Here is a 20,249-nt window from a genome sequence, read left to right as displayed (position 1 = left end):
TACTGTTGTTCATGGTGACGACTAGGGGCGCTGCATGCAGCGCCCCTAGGGTATAAGCCGGTTAAAACCTGGTTATTATCAGCTTAAATCCACATCCTTGCTGCCAAACAGCCAGGTCAGAATAAATCCGGCAATATAGGAGATCAATATACCGGCGACATACACCAGCATGCCCGCGAAAATCCCCTTGGCTGAGGTCATTAATGGGATCGACACCAGACCCGAGGGGCCAAACACCGTATTCAGCCCCACCGGCAACCCCATCCAGGCAACCAGACCGATAAAGAAACCACCGACCGCGCCCCCCAGACAGGCAGTAACGAATGGCTTCAGGCGCGGTAAGGTGACGCCATAAATCAGCGGCTCACCAATCCCCAGCAGGCCGGGGAAAATGGCCCCTTTAATCTGGGTACGCAGCAGAGAGCCTTTAGGCGAGCGAGCAAACAGTGCCAGCGACGCCCCCACCTGCCCTGCACCGGCCATCGCCAGAATAGGGAACAGCGAGTTAAAGCCCTGCGCATCCATCAAGGCAAAGTAAACCGGCACAAAGCCCTGATGAATGCCAAATACGACGGCAATCAGGAACAACCCGGCCAGAATGGCGGTGCCGAACGGGTTGCCGTTCAGGTGCATAAACAGCCATGACATGCCCTTAAACAACTCACCGCCAACCGGCATAATCACCACAAAGGTAATGGCGCCAGTGATCAGCAGGGTAATTGACGAAGTCAGGATCATATCCAGATTATCGGGGATCACCCGGCGTACCTGCCTTTCGATCCATGCGCCCAAGATACAGGCCAGTAGAACCCCAATGATGTTACCGCGTGGGTCGATCGCCAGCCCAAAAAAGTCGCTCATCCCTGCGTAGTAGCCGGTAGTCCCTTCTGGTACATAGCGTAAAACAAACAGCGAAGCGATGATCGCACCGTTAACCCCGGTGCCACCAAAGGCCTTCTGAGTGTTAAAGCCAATCAGGATACTGAGGAAGGTAAACAAACCGATGCTGAACACTTTCATGTAAGCGATCAGCCCTTTGAGCCATGCGGCCGGTGCCACGCCCTCCACGATCAGCGTTTGCTGCATCAGGGTAGCGATCCCCAACAACAACCCTGCGGCAATAAAACCTGGGATCAACGGCGTAAAAATCGTGGCAAACTTAGTCAGAAAATTATGCACCGCGCTATTTTGCTTGGCTTTCATCTGCTGCTTGTTTTCACTTGCCAAGGCCTGCAAGTCAGCTTGCTCGGCATTTCCCCGTTCCTGCTGCGGCTGCGCCGTTAACAACGCATTCATCATCTCGCTGGCTGTTTGCGCTTTGCCAGGGCCGAGGATAACCTGCAGTTGATCGTCGCCGTTAACTACCCCCATTACGCCAGGGATCTTCTTCAACTCATCGACTCGTATTTGCTGACGATCTTTTAACGTCAGACGCAGCCTGGTCATGCAGTTACCGCAGATAATGATATTTTTACTGCCACCCACCAGGAGTAAAATTTGCTCTATCATAGGAACGGTGATTTTCGCCATGGTTATGCCTGTATCCCTTGCAGTGCTTGACGGATAAATCCTTTGTTTTTACTCAAAACCGCGCTGGCCTCAGGTGCAGACAAGCCGCCGAGGATCATGACAATCGCGGTTTTGCAGTGGCGCTGACATTGATTAAGTGCCTCTTCCGCCTCTTCCGGGCTGCACTCCGTGGCTTCGACCACGATATTAACCTGGCGCTGTATAAGCTTGGCGTTGGTGGCCTCCACATCGACCATCAGGTTGCTGTAAACCTTGCCGCTGCGGATCATCGCACCGGTGGTGATCATATTCAGAATTAACTTCTGCGCCGTTCCCGCTTTCATGCGCGACGACCCCGTCACCACTTCTGGGCCCACCACCGGTTCAATGGCGATATCCGCCGCCTGGCTCATTGCGCTATTTGGATTGCATGAGATGGCCACGGCAGTCGCCCCAACGCTACGAGCATACGCCATAGCCCCCAGTACATAAGGGGTGCGGCCACTCGCTGCGATACCAACCAGCACATCACGTGCATTGAAACCGAGATTACGCAGATCCTGTTCGCCCATTTGCGGATTATCTTCGGCATTTTCTACCGCCTGTAAAATCGCGGTATGGCCCCCTGCGATCAGCCCAACCACCTGCTCACGCGGTGTACCGTATGTTGGTGGGCACTCACTGGCATCCAGGATCCCCAACCGGCCAGAAGTCCCCGCACCGCAATAAATCAATCGGCCACCGCAGGCAAAAGCGTCTACCACCAGATCCACTACCCTGGCGATTGCTGGCAAGGTAGCAGCTACCGCCAGCGGCACTTTTTGGTCTTCGCTGTTGATCACGGCGAGCATATCCAGAGTGGGCAACGTATCAATTTGCGAACTGGCCGGGTTGCGGCTTTCCGTCACCATCTGGCTTAAATTTATCTTCATAGGGGCTTCCAATGGGTTAAGATTTTCGACAATGTTAAGGAATTATTTATTCGGCAAATGTGATAATCGTCACGGTAAGTCGATTCCAGGCGCGAGGTAAAGCAGGAATAAAGCGCAAAAAAAACCGCCATTTAAATTTTAATTTTCAACAATTTCAAATAAATAAGTCAAAGGAATGAAAAGCCCCCGAACTGGAATAATCTATTACACACAGTGGAGATATTGTTGATGTCAGTCCTGAACGAAATCACCTGGTTGCTGCCAAGCCTGGCCGAAAACCAGCAAAAAATCGCTAAATATATCCTTGATAACCCGGAAGCCGTCCTGAGCATGTCTTCATCCCAGTTTGCTGAAGATGCTGGAGTCAGCCAGTCAGCCATCGTCAAGTTTAGCCAGAAAATCGGCATGAAAGGCTTCCCCGCACTGAAAATTGCCATCAGTGAGGAGCTGGGCAGAAATAACCTGTTCAAGTCCTCTCCGCATAAGGCCTTGCATAACGCCATCTCGTCGGAAGATTCTTTGATGGTGGTGGCACAAAAACTGGCTCATGAGAAAAATACCGCCATCGTAGAGACGACAAAAAGGATCGATTTCCCCATTTTCCAACGGGTGGTTGATATCATCGATAACGCTCAACGCGTGCAGATCGTGGGTATTTGGGGCTCGGGCCTCACCGCCAAAGATTTGAGCTACAAATTACAAAAGATCGGTATCCTGAGCCTGGTGGAAGCCGACCTTCACGTCCAGATCGCCACCGCACAGGCGCTAACCCCCAAAGACGTTCAAATCGTTATTTCTTTCAGTGGCCGCAGGAAAGATATGCATATCGCCGCCTCGATGGCCAAAGCACAGGGAGCGACGGTGGTCGCCATAACCGGCAGCAAGGACAATCCTTTAGCCAAAATAGCCGATTATGTACTGGAAAGTGTCTCTGATGAAAACGAGTGGCGGAGTTCTTCGATTTCGTCCAGAACCGCACAGAATACCCTGACGGATTTGATTTTCCTGGCGTTAATGCAACGACGCAAAGAGATAGCCAAACCTCTGGTGCTGAATGCGAGCATGACCATTAATAACCTGGACGACTGACCAGCAGAAAAAACCGAATACCATTAAAACAATGACAAGAATTATCTTAACTTTTTATGACGGGATTAAAATAATTAGCGCAAGATATTCTTGCCCTTAAAGGGTTATTCTTTGCTCGCCCCCTTTACCAATCAAGCTGGTCGATACAATGCCGGTATAAAAAACCGGCATTATTCCTTTACGCATCACAAACACGAATCGATCAACTGTGATAATTATCACTTTATTACCTGATTTGGAATGTACAATCGCCGGAAATTGATACCTCGGAGTCATCCCATGAAAAAAATAATACCGGCCATCTTTTTATTTAGTGCCGGAAGCTACGCGGCCGCTATTCCAGAAGCCCAACTAAAAGAAATGTGGCTTTCCCCCAAAGACGCGGCTGAAAAGCTCAGTACCGACATGAGTTTTGCAGAAAAACTCGGGCAAATGTTGATGGTTGACATTCGTTCCTGGGATGAAAACAGTAGCGAAAGTAAAACGCCTTTTATTGAGATGAATACCCACGTCAGTAAAATGATGACTGACTATCATTTGGGCTCAGTGATCCTGTTCCGTGAAAACCTGATTAACACCCCACAAACGGTTGAGTTGATTAATAATTTCCAGCATGCACGGACTAATTTACCGCTGTTTATCAGTACCGATCAGGAAGGCGGATATGTTACTCGTCTACGTGTGGGCACCGAGATGCCGGGCAATATGGCCTTGGGGGCTACCGGTGTGGCCGATTTAGCCAAACAGGCTGGGAATATTCATGGTTATGAGTTAACCAGCCTTGGGTTTAACTTTAACTTTGGGCCGGTAGTGGATGTGAATAACAACCAGAATAATCCAGTCATCGGCGTTCGCTCTTATTCCGACGATCCGATTCTGGTTGGGCAATTAGCTCGCAGCTATATCGAAGGTATTCACCAATATCCGGTGCTCACCTCTCTGAAGCACTTCCCTGGGCACGGCAACGTCGCCTCGGATACCCATTTTGCCCTCCCCAGCGTCAACACGGATAAGGCTTCATGGCAACAGACCGAACTGAAACCCTTTGTCGACGTGATGCCCGATACCGATGCCATCATGACCGCCCATGTGGTGGTGCCAGCGCTTGATAGCACCCTCCTGACCAACATCAAGGGAGAGAAAATCGGTACCCCGGCCACCTTATCCAAAGCAATCTTGACCGATACCCTGCGTAATCAACTCAAGTTTGATGGGCTGATCCTGACGGATGCCATGGACATGGGGGCCATTACCGGTAATTTTGACCGTCATTGGTCCATCAAGCAGGCTATTTTAGCCGGTAATGATATTGTCTTGATGCCTATAGGAATTAAAGACAGCGCCAGTATTGAACAACTCGGCGAACTGTATGCTTATTTGCAGGCCGAAGCGGAAAAAGATCCGGTCCTGAAGCGACGCATTGAAGATTCCGCACAACGTGTGATTTATACCAAGCTCAGCAAACGCATCTCCCCGGCGCCTCATGATGCTACCACGGCTGAAACCATTGTCGCTTCCAAGGCGCACAAGGATCTGGAAAACGCCATTTCGGAGCAGGCCATTACGCTGATCAAAAATGAGCAGGTTCTGCCTTATGCGCTTAAGCAGCAAAACAACATCATGGTCTTTTCGGACGAAGGCCCGCGCAATGAGTTAATCAACAAGCATTTAGCTCAGATTGCCAATGAGTTGAAAGTGGGCTTAAACGTCAAGGATCAGGTGGTTAAGCTGGATCAGGACACATTAACAACGGAAGAAATTGAGCAGCAACTGCAAGATCAACAGTTGGTTATCCTGGCCACCTACAACCTGAAGCTCAACCCGGCCAACGCCCAACGCATCATCGACGTCGCCAATAAGCAAAATATCCCTCTGGTGGTGATTGCAACGCGTAATCCCTATGACATCGCTTATTTATCGGGCGTAAAAGCCAATATTGCGATTTATGGTATTACCGGTTTTGATGTGACCAATAACGTCCGTAACAGCCTGGAAACCAACATTCGCAGTGGTTTAAGAACGCTATTCAAGGGGCCAACAGGGGAGAGCCTCGCAACGCCTCACGGTAAATTACCGGTTGATATTAAAACACCAGATAATAATAACGTGCTCTACCCACGCGGTTACGGATTAACAGCATTATAATATCTCTGAAGGTAAAACATGAAGATCTTAACAGGGCTAGTGATTTTCAGTGCTGTTCTCATGGCACAACCAGTATTGGCTGATGAGTCTGAGACGGATTATAATCAGGAAATCATCAAACTCAATAAACGCATTCAGCAAATCGAAAAAGAAAAGAAAGCAGCACAGGATAAGCTTAAACAGCAAACCTGGCGCTTCGATACCTATATTGGTACCGAGCAGGAGATAGACAGTGACGATCGCTGGAAATATATCCGCGGGAGTGTAGCGACCTCGCCTTATGTCGGTGCCTTTATTTACCAGAATGATTCATTATGGCTGTATGACGTTCAGTTTTTGAAAACCTATCTGGATAATACGCCAGAATATGACCGCACACGTTGGCAAGCAGGCGTCACCAGAACGTTTCCATTCACTCTGGCGGGGAAAACTGGCAATACAAAATTGCGCCTCGGTTATCGTAACGACAACTGGCATTTTCCTTCTATCAGCAACCCAGCGCTGGCAGCACCGGAATACAAAGGGGATATCCGCAAGGGCGAGGAGCGGCACGAGATCTGGATCCGTCCGCAAGCCTATTACAAGTACTCTGATAGCCTGAGCTTTAATGCCAGCCTCTCCTTCCGCCTGATTGACCGCAAGTTGGATTATGCGCGGGCAAAAGGAGATTATGGGGTTTACAAACGCGACTGGAGCCAGATCAATGAGCACTTCGCGGGAGCGAACCTGACGTTTAACCAAAAAAACTCCCTCTGGCTGAACTATCTGTATATCGATGAGCAACTGGTCAATACGCTGTATAACAAGGAGCATTTCTTGTGGGCGATTTACCGTTACAAGTTCGATAGTGGCGTGATGCTAATGCCTTATACCCGCCTGGCGTTGGCCAAAGGGACGCAAAGCTTCCGCGACTCCAGAAACCAGGAAACGGTTTATAAAGAGAAAGACCGAAGCCGCTACGGCTTCCAGGCAATCTATCCGTTTACCAAGCAGACGTCGCTGTTTGTCGACAGTTACTATCGCCCGGAACAAACCTGGATGAATGGTGATAAAACCAGCAACAATTTCTGGTTCTGGGCGCTGGAACTGCGGCATAACTTCTGACGGGTATTTGACCCTATTAATGGAGGGAAACAAGGAATGAGACACCTGCTACTGACGGTATTATTCCTGTGCTCGTCATTGGCTACCAGCGCTGGCTATGCCGGCGCAGTGCCAGGCATAGTGCTAGGCGTCGATCGGGAACAAATCTATGGGCCGTTGCTGAAAAACCAGCGCGTCGGCCTGATGGTTAACCAAAGCTCAATCAATAAACAGGGCCGGCACACCATCGACAAATTGCTCGCCGAGCAGGATAAATATCAGTTTACCGTGACCACCCTGTTCTCGGTAGAACACGGTATCCGCGGCAATGCCGATGCCGGGCTGGGTGACGATAACCATATCGATAAGCACAGCGGCCTGCCGATCGTGTCTTTGTATGGTCGTGATGAAGATGGGCGGTCTCGCGCCCATCCCACCGAGGCACAGTTAGCCAATGTCGATATCGTTATTTACGATCTGCAGGATGTGGGCGTGCGTTTCTTTACCTACACCATTTCCCTGCATCACATGCTGGAAAGCCTGCAAAAATATCATAAGAAAATGATGGTATTCGACCGGCCCAACCCGCTCGGCAGGCATGTGTATGGCCCTATTCTTGAGGAGGCAAATATCTCGGGGATTGGTATGCATCCAATACCAATGGTGCACGGGCTCACCTCGGGGGAGTTTGCCCGCATGATCACCGGCGAAGGTTGGCTGACGAATTTCAACGATACCCGCTGGCAGACCTTTGGCAACAAAGACCACCAGTTTCCCGCTGAAGATCTGATGGTTATCAGCATGGCTAACTACCGGCATGACACCCCATATTCACTGCCAGTACGGCCATCTCCGAACCTGCGCAGCGATCTGGCTATCCAACTCTACCCTTCTTTGGGGCTGTTTGAAGCCACCAGCGTCAATATGGGCAGAGGTTCAGACCATCCGTTTGAACAACTGGGTTTTCCTAGTCGCCAGTTTTACGTCAATACCTGCTATCAGGTGGATATCAGCCAGCAGAAAACCGGCTGGCCACAGGCTGGCAAGGAAGTGTGCGGGGAGATTTTGACCGCTACAGATATCAGCCAGGTTAAACCAACGATACGTTACCTGGTCGACTGGTGGTTCAAATTCAAGACTGCGGGCTATGAGATGGTGATCCCTGCGGCAAAAGAAGCGCAGTACCTGGATTATCAGGAGGAGTTCTTCTTGATACGCCCTCAGTGGCTGGCCAAGCTCACCGGCACCAGCAAACTGGTGACGCTGCTCAATGACGCAAGCGAAAGAAAACTGTCTGTTGATGAAACGGTCCTGTTCATCGAGGCCCAGTGGCAACCCGAAGTGGATAGCTATATGCAACTGCGGGAGAAATATAAGCTTTACCCTTAACGAACCTGCAATGACACAAGGGGCGTAGCATGTTACGCCCCTTACAAACTCAGCCATTATCACGTTATCAAGCTTTCCCTTTTCCAATGACTTTGACTTTTGGTGGCGGTAGTCTTTGCCACCATTTTTTTGTGAGTCACCGTTCAATGGGCGCGTCATGCCATCGAGATGAGGTTTCTATGGCCCCCTCTTATGTTCTACTCACCTTACCCTGACTCAGCGCCAGAACGGACGGCTGTAGTCTCGCTTGATATCATCCCGGCGTAGACCGATATCCTTTAGCTGATCGCTATTCAGCCTTGCTAGCGTATTGGCAGCTTTGCGCCGCTCATTCCATCGATTTGCCCATCTGTATGCTTTTAACCCTAAACGGACAAAAATATGACGGCGTTTGTTTTTTGTTCCCTCAGCTGACAAGCAGCCACCATCAATTTGATTTTCAATAACATTACTCATAATCAGCTCCCCGTCAGTCGATGAGCCTTTAGCATGATGCTTGGGTGAAAAACATTACAGATGCAAAGCCAGGCTATTATTTCCATACAGATATGTGCTAAACAGTCTGAATGGTAAAAATCAGCGCCATCTGTACTGGTCCCCTCTCTTTATCAGGTGATATCTATGACTCGCTACCAACAATTAGCCGATATCCTTAGCCAGCGCATCAAAGAAGGGTTGTATGTGCCCGGAGAGCGGCTGCCTTCCGTTCGGGTGTTGAGTGACGAGCACGGGGTCAGTATCAGCACCGTACAGCAGGCCTATCGGCAGCTCGAAGAGTGCCTGCTGATCGAAGCGCGGCCGAAATCGGGATACTTCGTGCGCTGTAGCTCAAATCTGCCAGCGTTACCCGCGCTGTGCAGCCATGCACAAAGGCCGGTCGAGATATCTCAGTGGGAAAATACGCTGGAGTTTTTGAAGGCCAGCGCGCAAGACAATGTGCTACATCTGGGCGTCGGCACGCCGGACCTGTCTGGCCCAGGCCTGAAAATACTCAGCCGTTTGCTGGCCCGTATCAGCCTGCATCAAAGCGAGGAAGTGCTGGATTACGACAGTATTTACGGCACCACGGTGCTACGTGAGCAGATTGCCCGCCTGATGCTGGACAGTGGCAATCATCAGTCGGCAGACAATATCATCATCACCTCTGGCTGCCATGGCGCACTGGCGATTGCCTTAGGGGCCGTTTGCCAACCTGGCGATATTGTGGCGGTGGATTCCCCCAGCTTTCATGGCGCGATGCAGACGCTGAAAGGGATGGGAATGAAGGTGATTGAAATCCCCACCGATCCGGTAGTGGGGATCAGCCTGGAGGCGTTGGAAATGGCGCTGGATCAGTGGCCGATTAAAGCCATCCAGCTGACGCCAACCTGTAATAATCCGTTGGGTTACAACATGCCGAATGAGCGCAAGAAAGCGCTGTTGACGCTGGCGCAGCGCTATGACGTGGCGATTATTGAAGACGATGTGTATGGCGCGCTAGCTTATCAATACCCACGCCCGCCGACCATTGCCTCCTTCGATGAGGATGGCCGCGTATTGCTATGTAGCTCCTTCTCTAAAACCGTTGCGCCCGGTCTGCGGGTTGGCTGGATTTCTCCAGGGCGTTACTTAGAGAAAGCGTTACATATGAAGTACATTTCCGCCGGGCGGGTCCCTACCTTACCGCAATTGGCTATGGCTGAATTTATTAAGCAAGGACATTACCTCCAGCATTTACGCCGCATGCGCCGCCAGTATCAACGTAATCGCGACATTATGACGGGTTGGATCATGAAGTATTTCCCGCCGAATACCTGCCTGAGCAGACCGCAAGGGAGCTTTATGTTATGGGTGGAACTGCCTTATGGATTCGATAGCCTGCGCCTGAACCGCTGCTTGTTGCCACAGAGCATACAGATTGCCGTCGGATTTATCAGTTCTGCGGCAGGAAAATACCGCAATTGCCTACGGCTCAGCTACAGCAAGCCCATGACCCGCGAGATTGAGCATGCGATCCAAAAGGTGGGAAACACGATTTATGAATTGCTGGAGGTGGAACAGCCAGCAATAGCGGCGGAAAAGCAAAACCAATAAGCCAGTTATCAGTAGGATGCTTGGTGCCACCGGCCCACACGGCGATGGCCCATATCGTTGCTAACGATCCGAAAATGGAACTCAAGATGGTAAATATCAATAAATCGCCATCCTGAGCACCTCTTTTCTCACTGGCCATATTTCGAACATATTTCTCCCCCCAAGCTTAATAAAAGCATTCCGCCGGTGTGTATAGACTGTTTTTATCGAGATACATAAAAACTGGCTAATAGAAGTGGCATTCATACCATTAATCGTATGAGTGAGTATGGTTTTTTCTCTTTTGGTTAACTTCCCTTTTTGCAAATCTATCGAAGGTTTCTCATGCTCAAAATCTTCAGTTATCTTATCTAGAATATTTTCAATGTTCGCATAGGGATCCAGTAAAATATTTTTTTCAAAAGCAATATTGAAGTTTGATCTATTATTTACCGGAATGACAATCAGTCGACCAGGAAGTGGGTTGCTTGAAATTAATAGCAATATTTCATTAATATAATTTGATGTATAGAAAATGTATACATCGTCACTTTTTAAATTATTTCTTGGGATGCTATTCAACTCATGGAAGTCTATATTGCTCACTTCTCTTTCATCGTTTTGGAGATATGCTTTAAGCCCAATAAAGAAATAGTGATTTTCAGTAATGACTTTAATATTCATTGACATGTCATTAGTCCTTATGGTTTATATGTAAAATCCGTTGATATAAACACTTACCGACGGTTTGCCAAGCCCCTAAACAGTATTAATTTTTATAACGGATGACGACGCTCGGGCTGTTTGTTATTTCGGCGTCGTCTTTTATTGTTAATAATAGCTAATGGTAAACGTCACTTTGCCATTCGCTTTGCCCGGTGTAGGCGTTGTCGCCGTTTGAATATAGCGAGCAGCCAGAGGCACACGTATCGTCGAGGTGCCGTCCTTAGGTAAAGTTACGGTTTGTTCAGCCGCAAAATTAAACAGCGTCGGCGTTTGGCTGCTCTCTCCCCAACCGAGCTGAATACCTACACCTGAAGCGGCCCCAGCTACCGTCGAATCAATGGCCATAATCCCGTTGGCGGAATCCACAACGGACGTTGCAGGGGTTAATCGCACACCAATAGTGTTATTGAGTGAGGTCGTTGAGGTGCCTGCTCCGGTATTGTAATTCATTAACAATGGCGCATTAGTCGAATTATAAAAACCGTAGAATTTAGGGCAATGAGTCAGGGCAATGGAAGCATCGATCCAGGGGGTTGTTGAATTTAATGCTCTAAAATTCTCAGCGATTGCATAAGTTCCCAATGTCACAGCGACATCCGGCGTCGTGCAGGTTTGCGCTGATACCGTGATTGACCCTTGAAAACTGAAAATCCAATTATATACCGGCAGCCCACTGGTTGCGGCGGCATTAGTGTGGCTGGTTTGTGAAACGTCCATACCCTGCGTAACGGTAGGAAAATTGGCACCACTGGCAGTGTAAATTCCGGGTGTAAGCGGGCCGGTTTTAATCAGCGCGATATTTCGTATATTGCTCTCACCTGATTGGATAAGTAGTCCACCTAATTCTGACCCAAGAAGGTTCTGCGCCTCTGCATAACGCTTGGTTGTTGTTAAGGGGGTTCCCGAGGCACTCAAGATTGCCACGCCGATACCGGGAATACCGGTTTGATAGACTCCGCCTGCATAAGGGCCCGTTGTCAGATTAGCAGAAGGCTGCGGAGTATTTGATACAAACGCTGTGGAAGTATAATAAAGGTATTTTCCAACATCCGACGCTGGCCATTTTATGGTAAAAGTCCCATCTTTCATAATCAGACTCGCCTGGTAGAGCACGGTCCCCACCGGTACATCTACACCGGCAGAAATCTGTGGCGGGCTCAAGGGAACGACTACTGTTTGGACACCGGTGTTTAACGTCACAGTCACAGCGGCCCAGTTAGCAGGGCTGGCTGTCGTTAAAAAAACTCCCCCCAGCACACCTAACAGGTTATTGATCGATAACTTCATACGTCATTCTCCCTCTTTCTGACCGGCCCCACCGGACCTATGTCAGAAAGAAAAAATAGTTGTGATGCTTCGGCGGTTAACCGTTGTCAACGACCGATTCTGTGCTGTTCTTGGCCAATTTCGACTTATGGGTACCGGGGAGGGAACCCGCAGTGCACGGGGAGGTGAATCTCTGTATCTGGCTCTGTTGTTGCCCTTTGACCATGGGCAGCAAGATATAACTGACGGTGCACTGCATCTCACCACCTTCGCCCCATTTCACCCGCAGTTGTCCCTTGTCTTCTGCTACCCGTGCGTACAGTTGCCCCCCCTGTCCAACCGACCCCACGTTATTACCGGTGCTGTCAAAAATATCCGCCCCGAACGGGACCGGCTCCCCTCGATAGGTCGCAATCACCAGGATTGGCGTGCCCTGCTTGGTGTTGTATTTCAGCCTCACCACAGCCCCGAAGTACGGCGCCACTTTCTGACTGGTATTGTCCAACTCCACATTGGCCGCAGTACCTGTCGGATCGATACTGACTTCATTCATCTGGTATGGGTTCAGGTAAGGCACCACCGCATAGCCACGTGAGTCGACACTCACCCCTGGATACGAGGAGACCTTGGCCCCTTCGGCTCCTTTAGCTTCCACCAAGGCAAAGGTGTCCGAACTGTACGGCGTAAAGGTCACTCCTCCCGCATGCGCAATAACCGTGCCATTCATCCCGGCCGACGCACTCTGGTAACCTTTACCGGTGCTGACCGTGCCGCTCAACGCCGTAGCCGAGCTGCGGTAACTACCGCTCAGCGACCCACTGGAACCCATGCCCTGGTTGGCGTTCATCGCCGTCACGCCATAGCTAAACTGGTTATCCTGCCCTGCGGTACCGGATACCGTAGCCTGCTCGCCATAACGCCCACTGCTGTCATGCGATAAATCCATGCGTAGCTGAGGCGTGTGGGTTTCATCATTACGCCCCAACGGCAGGCTGAAACTCAGCAGATAGTTGGTCTGTGACCCACCCAGACTGGAGAAACTGCGGTTGATACTCAGGCCATACGACAGGTTTTTGTATCGGTTGTTGTAACCCATCTGGTACTGCTTCTCAGTACCGTCTTTGTTCCAATAGTTCTGCAACGATCCGCTGACATACAGTTGGCCCCAGTTTTCTGGCAATCCCTGTGCGGCGGTGACCGTCAGGCGATTTTTCGCCCGCCAGATAGAATCCGGCGAGAACCCCTGCGCTACCGCATCGCGGGTCTGCATCGCAGTCATAAAGTCCATGTAGCCACTGGTTGAGAAGCGGTATGCCGCCAGCGTCAGGTTGCTGTTGGTTTCACTGATCAGCTTGCTGTAACTCACCTGATAGCTTTGCCCACTCAGGCTGTTACCCGGCTGATGCCGGCCACTCGCATTAGTGGCGTTACCCAAATGGGTGCGTGCCTGTGTGGCATCAAAGGCCAAGGCCCCTATCGGCGTCCCCACCGCAGCACCCAGTTGCAACGCATAGTAATCCTGGCTGGCTTGCATGCCGCCATAACCCGTAACCGAGTTGGTCAATCCAAGCTGGTAGGTTGCCTGGTAAAGCGCAGGTTTCTCACGCAGGTTATCGCTGCGTACTTCACCCGCAGTGATCGAATACCGTGATGAACCTGGGCGTAAGAGCTGTGCGACCGAGGCATACGGCACGCTGAAAGTCTGCTCGGTGCCGTCTGACTCACGCACGGTGACGACCAGATCCCCACCGTACCCGGTCGGGTACAGATCGTTGATCAGAAACTCGCCGGGGGTAACGTTGGTCTCATACAGCACCTGCCCCCCCTGGCGTACGGTGACACGAGCGTTGGTGCGGGCAATGCCACGGATATCCGGCGCGTAACCACGCAGGGACTCCGGCAACATCCGATCGTCGGTCGTCAGTTGAATGCCGGTAAACGGCAGCGTATCGAACAGTTGTCCGGTGGTGTTCGACTGCCCCATCAGCACGCGCGCCTTGAGCTGCGGAATATCGCGCTGCAGATAAGTATTGAGGCTGGTGTACTGGCTCTCACCGTTGTCCGTCCGGGTGTAAGAGCCGTTATGGCGCAGGTACCAGGCCCCGACGTTCACCCCGGCATTCACCCCGGCATACATAGAATTAAAGGTGCTACCATGCGACTCACTGGTGTAACCATTGACGTTGTAGCCCAGCAATAATGCCGGTACACCACTGTCCCACAGTTCCGGATTCACGGTGCTCCGGGCCGTACTCAGCGTGTAAGCCTGTGGGATCATGATATCCAGACGCTGTTCATTACTGTCATAATTAACTTTGGACTCCGGCAGTTTACGTACCAGATCCATACATAATTCGCCCTGGCCTTGCGGACCTAAAAAATCCGCCGGCAGCCTATCATAATTGAATGGTATATTTTTAATCAGCTCGCGGGTCAGGCAGGGATACACAGATTTGTCCGCCCGTGCCTTGAATTCAATATCGGTATTACTGACAAGTTGATTGTTAATGTATAAAGCAGTTTTATATACCCCAGGCAATCCCGTAGACCCATTGGCAAAACGGCTAAGATCCACTGACTTCTGATCGTCAACATTCAGGAATGAAGCATCAAACTCCAGATTTTTTGCGATCTCGGTCGGAGGGTTAATGGAATTTTCAGCACTGGCGCCACCCACGATAAACGTCGATAAGATAGCCATCGCGAGAGGGGTTAATTTTCTCTGGGATCCATACTGCAAATTTTTTGACATAACGCATCCCTTCATAACTCATTCCTGAATAGTGACAATCCTGTCACGCCGAATAGAGTATTTATGCAGCGAAACTATTATTTAATGATGGCATTGAAAGAATTAACTGCACCGTAGTCATTAACAAAATTCCCTGTCACGTTATTGCCCGCCTTCACTGGCAACGTAAATGTCTGTGTTCCATGCGGGGCCACCATCTCACCTTCCACCGTTTTCCCATTCACCGTAATGCTCGCAAAGGAGACATGATAAGGGGTTGGATTGATGGCCTGAAGGCTATTTCCTTTTGCACTCCAGGTGACAGCTTTGACGGCATCATTGGCGTTCCCCACCAACCCGACGGGCCGGTAGAACAGCTTGATGCGCGAGCGGAACGCCATCTGCAACAAATTATCCTCGGCTTTGGCCATTTTTTTGGCCGGTATCTCGAGCACGTTGAGCCAGAATACCGATTCTCTGTCCATCGGCAATGCACCGCCGGTGTAGCTGATACGCAAGGTCTGGCCTTTGCTGGGTTCCACACGGTTCATTGGCGGGGTTAACACAAAAGGTACCTGAATAGCGGCGGGTTTGGCCGCGGTATCGCCAGTATCGATCCAGCTTTGTATCAGCACAGGAGAAGGGCCGACATTGTTGAGTTTGACACTCACCTCTTTTGCATCAGACGGATAGATCACTCGAGTGCCGGTGATCACCACACTGGCCAGGCTGCTGGTCGTAAACAGGGCTACGGCTACCAGACAGAAGGCATGGGCGGTGTTCCGGGGAAAAAACGACATGATAAGCTCCTTGCTGACATGCTGAATGGGGGAGGGTTTCCCCTCCCACCAACGTATTACTTGTACTGAATGGAATAAACAACGTTACTCAGTACGGTACCCGCAGTGGTTGCACCGTCTGCATAGTACTCAACGGCATATGGCAGGTTGGCCGTACCCGCCGTCAGGTCATATGGAACATAAGTGGTATTCAGTCTCTGGTTCTGGTTACCCGCCTGGATCACAGCTTGAGTGGAGCTTGAGCCGTCACGCAGTTGCAGGCTGACATTACTCGCCGTACCGCCCATGTTTTTCAGGTGGCCGGTCACCAGATCAACAGAAGTTCCTGCTTCGAAGAAGGCAGAAACCGTCTGCAAGGTACCTGCGCAATTGCTCAGTGCCATGTTGAAGCCTGTACGTCCTGCGGTCTGGGCAGCGGCTGTCAATTGGTTGATCCCGATGGTTGGCAATTTCACGGTTGCGTCTGCCGCTTGACCATCAACAATAACGTCGCAGGTTGTTGCCGTCAGTTCACCATTGAATGTGATAGTCCCAGTAGAAGCAGCCTGAGCCAGGCCAACAGAGCCAAATAAAGCGACGAGAGATGCAACGATTGTTAACTTTTTCATATATATTCCTACATACCTTGTGTTGTTAAACCATTCTAATGTCCATTAGAATGACGGGGTCATCCATGTGATATGGATATATCTATATATGCTTTATCAATTACAGGAGAAACTCATTCGATAATTAAAGACTTGACCCTTTCATTATCTACAGAGTAGCCGATACCACGCACGTTGATTATCAGATTATCACGAAGACCAATTGATAACAGCTTGCTTTTTAGCTTTTTAATTTCTTGCCAAAGTCGTTGATTAGATGATGATAGACCAAACTCATCCCAAACATTTCTCATAATGTTATTTTTGCTGATGACTTCTATTCTTCTATTCTTAAGTAAAAATGCTAATAATCGGGTTTGCATTTCATTCAAAAGAACAAGCCTGAAAGACAATGGGCGTTCCTCATCTTCATTGATGAAATACATCAGCCTTCTGTGATTTACATTGAAGTAAATATCTTCATCGATTAGGAATCCATGCAAATTATCTTCCATAACTATCTCGGCTAATTTTTAGATTTTAAAAACCACCCATAATGTGGAGCTATTATAGCTGCAAATTGGCGTATAACAATCCATTCTAAATAATGAAAATCCCATCCATTAAAAATGGAAATCGAGATTTTATTTTTAAAAAATCATGAATAACAGAGTTTATATCTACTTAATTTTTAAAAATGAATCTTTCAACCAATTTCACTTATTCCGTTTTATTAGCCAAATATATTGAATGTACAATCTTATCGGATTTTTCTGCCATGGCGTTGAATTTTATAATATTATTCATATAGATACACCAATTTCATCATTAGGATTTATCTAACACCACCTCCGTCAAAATGAGCAAAATTGCGCATCATGTCGCTATACAGTCCGTGATGGACCAGTAATTTTTGGCGCCTGAATAGCCCGTTAATGAACGGACTACGTTTGGCCATGATCCTGTCTAGCCCCGTACAGCCGTTGTGCTGGGATATTAAGAGCCGGGCGTTGACCCGAGCAGCCGTTATCTCAGTATCTGAACGTTTGTGACAAGGTCAAAAAACGGACATGCACCTTTCTCAACGACTACACTTGTAAAATTGGTTTGATCGCGTGTGTTCTCTTGATGTTGCGTTGTTTACGAACAACGTTCTCCCTACGATCCCACTAACGGACTTGGTATGAAGATTGAAATTCTTAAACAGGCGGTTATGGATTCGCGAGACGGCATCACCATCTCTGACAATGCCATAGACGACAATCCTTTGATTTTTGTAAACCCGGCTTTCGAGAGAATGACCGGCTACTCCTTCGAAGAAATTACCAACATCAACTGCCGATACCTACAAAATAACGATCGGGAACAGCCAGAGCTGGAGATTGTGCGCAACGCCGTTAAAAATGGCGAGTACTGTCTGGTAACCTTGCGAAACTACCGCAAGGATGGAACCATGTTTTGGAATGAGTTAAGCATATCGCCAATTCATGATGAGAGTGGGGCTGTAACCAATTTTATCGGGATCCAAAAAGACGTAACACCAAGAATGATAATCCAGCAACAGCTTCGTGATGAGCATCGGTCCCTCGAGGAAATGAAAATACACTTCGAGCAACTCTCCATAAAGGATGGACTCACCGGGATTTATAATCGTCGCTTTTTTGATACGCAGTTCGACATTCAATGCAAAATTGCCATCCGTAATGGTGACTCATTGATGCTCGCCATGATTGATGTCGATCACTTCAAATCATTCAATGATATTTATGGGCATCAGGCAGGCGATGCAGCGCTAATACGTGTCGCTGATTGCTTGAGTCAGTCTTTCAAGCGGGGGTCTGATTTTGTAGCCAGGTATGGCGGCGAAGAATTTGTCATTCTCTCCAATGGGATGACCAAAGACCAGGCAACGCTGTATGTGCAGACGCTATGCCAACTCGTACGGGATTTGAGAATACCGCACTCCGCATCCAGCACTGGGTACTTGACTATAAGCATCGGTTTTTCAGTTCATACATTTGGCCAACTGCCCTCGCCTAACGTACTACTGACACATGCCGATAAAGCGCTTTACGTAGCTAAAGCCCGGGGCAAAGATCAGTTTTTCAGTCTTTAGCAAAACCCGCCGTAAACCCTCGACAAATACGGACGGGGATATAAGGCAAAAAGCCCGAAGGGATTTAAAGATCGGTCAGGCGTTGACTGACTCTGAATGTAGGCTCCGAGAGTCTAAATAGTTGCCCCTCCTGCGTTACAGACAAAGTACGATCTTGACCACAACAGCCCTGACACTTGCAGAATTTGTGGGCCGACGGCCGGTCACACCGTATCCGCACGACCTCCTCCCTATAACAACGCGGAGCGTTTATGTTCTTGGTCTTTCGAGAGGAACAGGTTATATTTCCATTATTCTGGAAATATAGAATAAAGGTGTTTATGGAGCTTTCAAAAGCAGCGGATACCCTGAAAGAACTGGGGCATCCAACACGTCTGAGTGTGTACAGAGAGCTGGTTAAAGCCGGGCATCAGGGGCTACCTGTAGGAGAACTGCAAAAGCGGCTTGAGATCCCTGCTTCAACATTAAGCCATCATCTGTCAGCGCTGATTTCAGTTTCCCTTGTGCATCAGGAACGGCAAGGACGAATACTTTTTTGCCATGCTCACTATGAAAGTCTGGACGCACTGATCGCCTTCCTTACTGAGGAATGTTGCACTGGTAGCGCTGATTGTTCCACTACTGCCATAAATCTAAAAAATGGAGAGATAAAATGACGGACGAGCTTAAGAACGTTGACAGAGGTTTATTCGACACGTCAATTAACGAGGGGAGATTCGGTGTTCCTGCCATTCAACATCCTGCCCGCATTCTGATGCTTTATGGTTCTGTACGCGAACGTTCATACAGCCGACTGGCAACTGAGGAAGCAGCAAGATTATTGACTGCGATGGGCGCAGAGGTGCGGATCTTCAATCCTTCTGGCTTGCCTCTTCCTGATGATGCACCTGAATCGCATCCTAAAGTGATGGAGCTACGCGAGCTGGTTCGTTGGTCTGAAGGGATGGTGTGGTGCTCACCTGAGCGGCATGGTGCGATGACCGGCATCATGAAGGCCCAGATTGACTGGATACCCCTATCGGAAGGCGCAGTTCGTCCTTCTCAGGGTAAGACGCTGGCCGTTATGCAGGTCTGCGGTGGCTCTCAGTCTTTCAATGCCGTAAACCAGATGCGCATTCTTGGCCGTTGGATGCGGATGATCACCATTCCAAATCAGTCCTCAGTGGCGAAAGCCTGGCAGGAATTTGATGGGGATGGCCGTATGAAACCATCATCTTTTTACGACCGCATTGTAGACGTGATGGAAGAACTGATGAAGTTTACTCTTCTGACCAGAGGGAGTTCAGCTTATCTCGTTGATCGCTACAGCGAACGAAAAGAGTCGGCAGAAGAGCTTTCCCGGCGAGTCAATCAGAGCAAGATTTGAGGCCTGACATGAGTGATTTGATTGCTTTCAATTCGTGTGTGGCGTTTTTTCAGGCGGCAACATGAGACTGGGCTATCCCACGTTTTGACATCAACCCACCGGAAAATGGCGAAGTAACATAAAAAAAAGCAGGGGGGAGTTACTTCTCCCCTATTTTCCTAAGCCTGTAGTTTTGGGTTTGAAATTCCTTGTTTTTTTATTATAGTTCCCGCTTAGCTCATGTGACTGAGCTTGATTTGATGGCTGGATGAATGTGTTTTTACTGGCTACACACTCTTCTGAAAGTAACTAAAGCAGACCTGAGGCCTAAATTTTATCATGTGTATTACGCCACCCTGAGTTTTCCCTTCCTTCGTCGTACTGAGCCAGCCTCTGCACGCACTCAATAACGTCCCGTCTGCGGATGTGTTTTACCGTACATAAATTTTTGCCCTCAAGGGCTGACTGTATCTAAAAAC

The 20,249-nt window shown here is 49.2% G+C and carries 17 protein-coding genes; 8 read left to right on the top strand and 9 right to left on the bottom strand.

The features are described 5' to 3' along the window. Positions 1-78: 78 nt before the first annotated feature. Together murP and murQ are read right to left on the bottom strand one after the other, a co-directional pair. Positions 79-1,530, bottom strand: a complete 1,452-nt coding sequence (gene murP / locus KGP26_RS07145) for a PTS N-acetylmuramic acid transporter subunit IIBC (protein WP_021805384.1) — start codon at positions 1,528-1,530, stop codon at positions 79-81. A gap of 2 nt (positions 1,531-1,532) precedes the next feature. Next, complete coding sequence (gene murQ / locus KGP26_RS07140; RefSeq protein ID WP_021805385.1) at positions 1,533-2,441, bottom strand: N-acetylmuramic acid 6-phosphate etherase; 909 nt, start codon at positions 2,439-2,441, stop codon at positions 1,533-1,535. 228 nt (positions 2,442-2,669) lie between these two features. On the opposite strand from murQ, the gene KGP26_RS07135 reads away from it, so the two are divergent. From KGP26_RS07135 to KGP26_RS07120, 4 genes are all read left to right on the top strand, one after another. After that, entirely contained in the window at positions 2,670-3,530 is an 861-nt protein-coding gene (locus tag KGP26_RS07135) for an SIS domain-containing protein (RefSeq protein ID WP_059200098.1), read from the top strand. A gap of 279 nt (positions 3,531-3,809) precedes the next feature. After that, positions 3,810-5,675, top strand: a complete 1,866-nt coding sequence (locus KGP26_RS07130; RefSeq protein WP_223665211.1) for a glycoside hydrolase family 3 protein — start codon at positions 3,810-3,812, stop codon at positions 5,673-5,675. 18 nt (positions 5,676-5,693) lie between these two features. Then, the gene (locus KGP26_RS07125) at positions 5,694-6,779 is read left to right on the top strand and encodes a hypothetical protein (RefSeq protein WP_223665210.1); all 1,086 of its coding nucleotides are present in this window, start codon (positions 5,694-5,696) and stop codon (positions 6,777-6,779) included. Between the two features lie 36 nt (positions 6,780-6,815). Further along, on the top strand, positions 6,816-8,147 hold the full coding sequence (locus KGP26_RS07120; RefSeq protein WP_223665209.1) for an exo-beta-N-acetylmuramidase NamZ domain-containing protein: 1,332 nt from the start codon (positions 6,816-6,818) through the stop codon (positions 8,145-8,147). Between the two features lie 216 nt (positions 8,148-8,363). On the opposite strand, the gene KGP26_RS07115 is transcribed toward KGP26_RS07120, so the two are convergent. Beyond that, complete coding sequence (locus KGP26_RS07115; RefSeq protein WP_094981151.1) at positions 8,364-8,603, bottom strand: DUF1127 domain-containing protein; 240 nt, start codon at positions 8,601-8,603, stop codon at positions 8,364-8,366. Positions 8,604-8,768: 165 nt separating this feature from the next. Here KGP26_RS07115 and KGP26_RS07110 point away from each other — a divergent pair, with 165 nt between their 5' ends. Beyond that, positions 8,769-10,220 (top strand): PLP-dependent aminotransferase family protein, encoded by a 1,452-nt coding sequence (locus KGP26_RS07110; protein ID WP_223665208.1) that lies wholly within the window; start codon positions 8,769-8,771, stop codon positions 10,218-10,220. 96 nt (positions 10,221-10,316) lie between these two features. Here the strand turns inward: KGP26_RS07110 and KGP26_RS07105 are convergent, their stop codons facing one another. The 6 genes from KGP26_RS07105 to KGP26_RS07080 all read right to left on the bottom strand — a co-directional run bounded on the left by KGP26_RS07105 (position 10,317) and on the right by KGP26_RS07080 (position 16,824). Next, positions 10,317-10,889, bottom strand: a complete 573-nt coding sequence (locus tag KGP26_RS07105) for a helix-turn-helix transcriptional regulator (RefSeq protein WP_094981152.1) — start codon at positions 10,887-10,889, stop codon at positions 10,317-10,319. A gap of 141 nt (positions 10,890-11,030) precedes the next feature. Then, positions 11,031-12,212, bottom strand: a complete 1,182-nt coding sequence (locus KGP26_RS07100) for a fimbrial protein (protein ID WP_021805392.1) — start codon at positions 12,210-12,212, stop codon at positions 11,031-11,033. Between the two features lie 76 nt (positions 12,213-12,288). Next, the gene (locus KGP26_RS07095) at positions 12,289-14,943 is read right to left on the bottom strand and encodes a fimbria/pilus outer membrane usher protein (RefSeq protein ID WP_371824938.1); all 2,655 of its coding nucleotides are present in this window, start codon (positions 14,941-14,943) and stop codon (positions 12,289-12,291) included. 77 nt (positions 14,944-15,020) lie between these two features. Next, complete coding sequence (locus tag KGP26_RS07090; RefSeq protein ID WP_021805395.1) at positions 15,021-15,722, bottom strand: fimbria/pilus periplasmic chaperone; 702 nt, start codon at positions 15,720-15,722, stop codon at positions 15,021-15,023. A gap of 56 nt (positions 15,723-15,778) precedes the next feature. Beyond that, complete coding sequence (locus KGP26_RS07085; protein ID WP_021805396.1) at positions 15,779-16,330, bottom strand: fimbrial protein; 552 nt, start codon at positions 16,328-16,330, stop codon at positions 15,779-15,781. Between the two features lie 113 nt (positions 16,331-16,443). Further along, on the bottom strand, positions 16,444-16,824 hold the full coding sequence (locus tag KGP26_RS07080) for a helix-turn-helix domain-containing protein (protein ID WP_080670578.1): 381 nt from the start codon (positions 16,822-16,824) through the stop codon (positions 16,444-16,446). Between the two features lie 668 nt (positions 16,825-17,492). Here KGP26_RS07080 and KGP26_RS07075 point away from each other — a divergent pair. The 3 genes from KGP26_RS07075 (at position 17,493) to arsH (ending at position 19,791) form a co-directional block, all read left to right on the top strand. Beyond that, positions 17,493-18,425 (top strand): GGDEF domain-containing protein, encoded by a 933-nt coding sequence (locus KGP26_RS07075; RefSeq protein ID WP_059200094.1) that lies wholly within the window; start codon positions 17,493-17,495, stop codon positions 18,423-18,425. A 320-nt stretch (positions 18,426-18,745) separates the two neighbouring features. Beyond that, positions 18,746-19,081 (top strand): helix-turn-helix transcriptional regulator, encoded by a 336-nt coding sequence (locus KGP26_RS07070; RefSeq protein WP_094981214.1) that lies wholly within the window; start codon positions 18,746-18,748, stop codon positions 19,079-19,081. Then, positions 19,078-19,791 (top strand): arsenical resistance protein ArsH, encoded by a 714-nt coding sequence (arsH, locus tag KGP26_RS07065; RefSeq protein ID WP_094981154.1) that lies wholly within the window; start codon positions 19,078-19,080, stop codon positions 19,789-19,791. The genes KGP26_RS07070 and arsH overlap by 4 nt, the downstream gene beginning before the upstream one ends. Positions 19,792-20,249 lie beyond the last annotated feature (458 nt).

The organism is Serratia sp. JSRIV002, from assembly GCF_019968725.1.
Taxonomy (GTDB): Bacteria; Pseudomonadota; Gammaproteobacteria; order Enterobacterales; family Enterobacteriaceae; genus Chania; species Chania fonticola_B.
The sequence above is the reverse complement of the archived record's forward strand: the minus strand, read 5'-3'. Positions and strand labels throughout refer to the sequence as shown.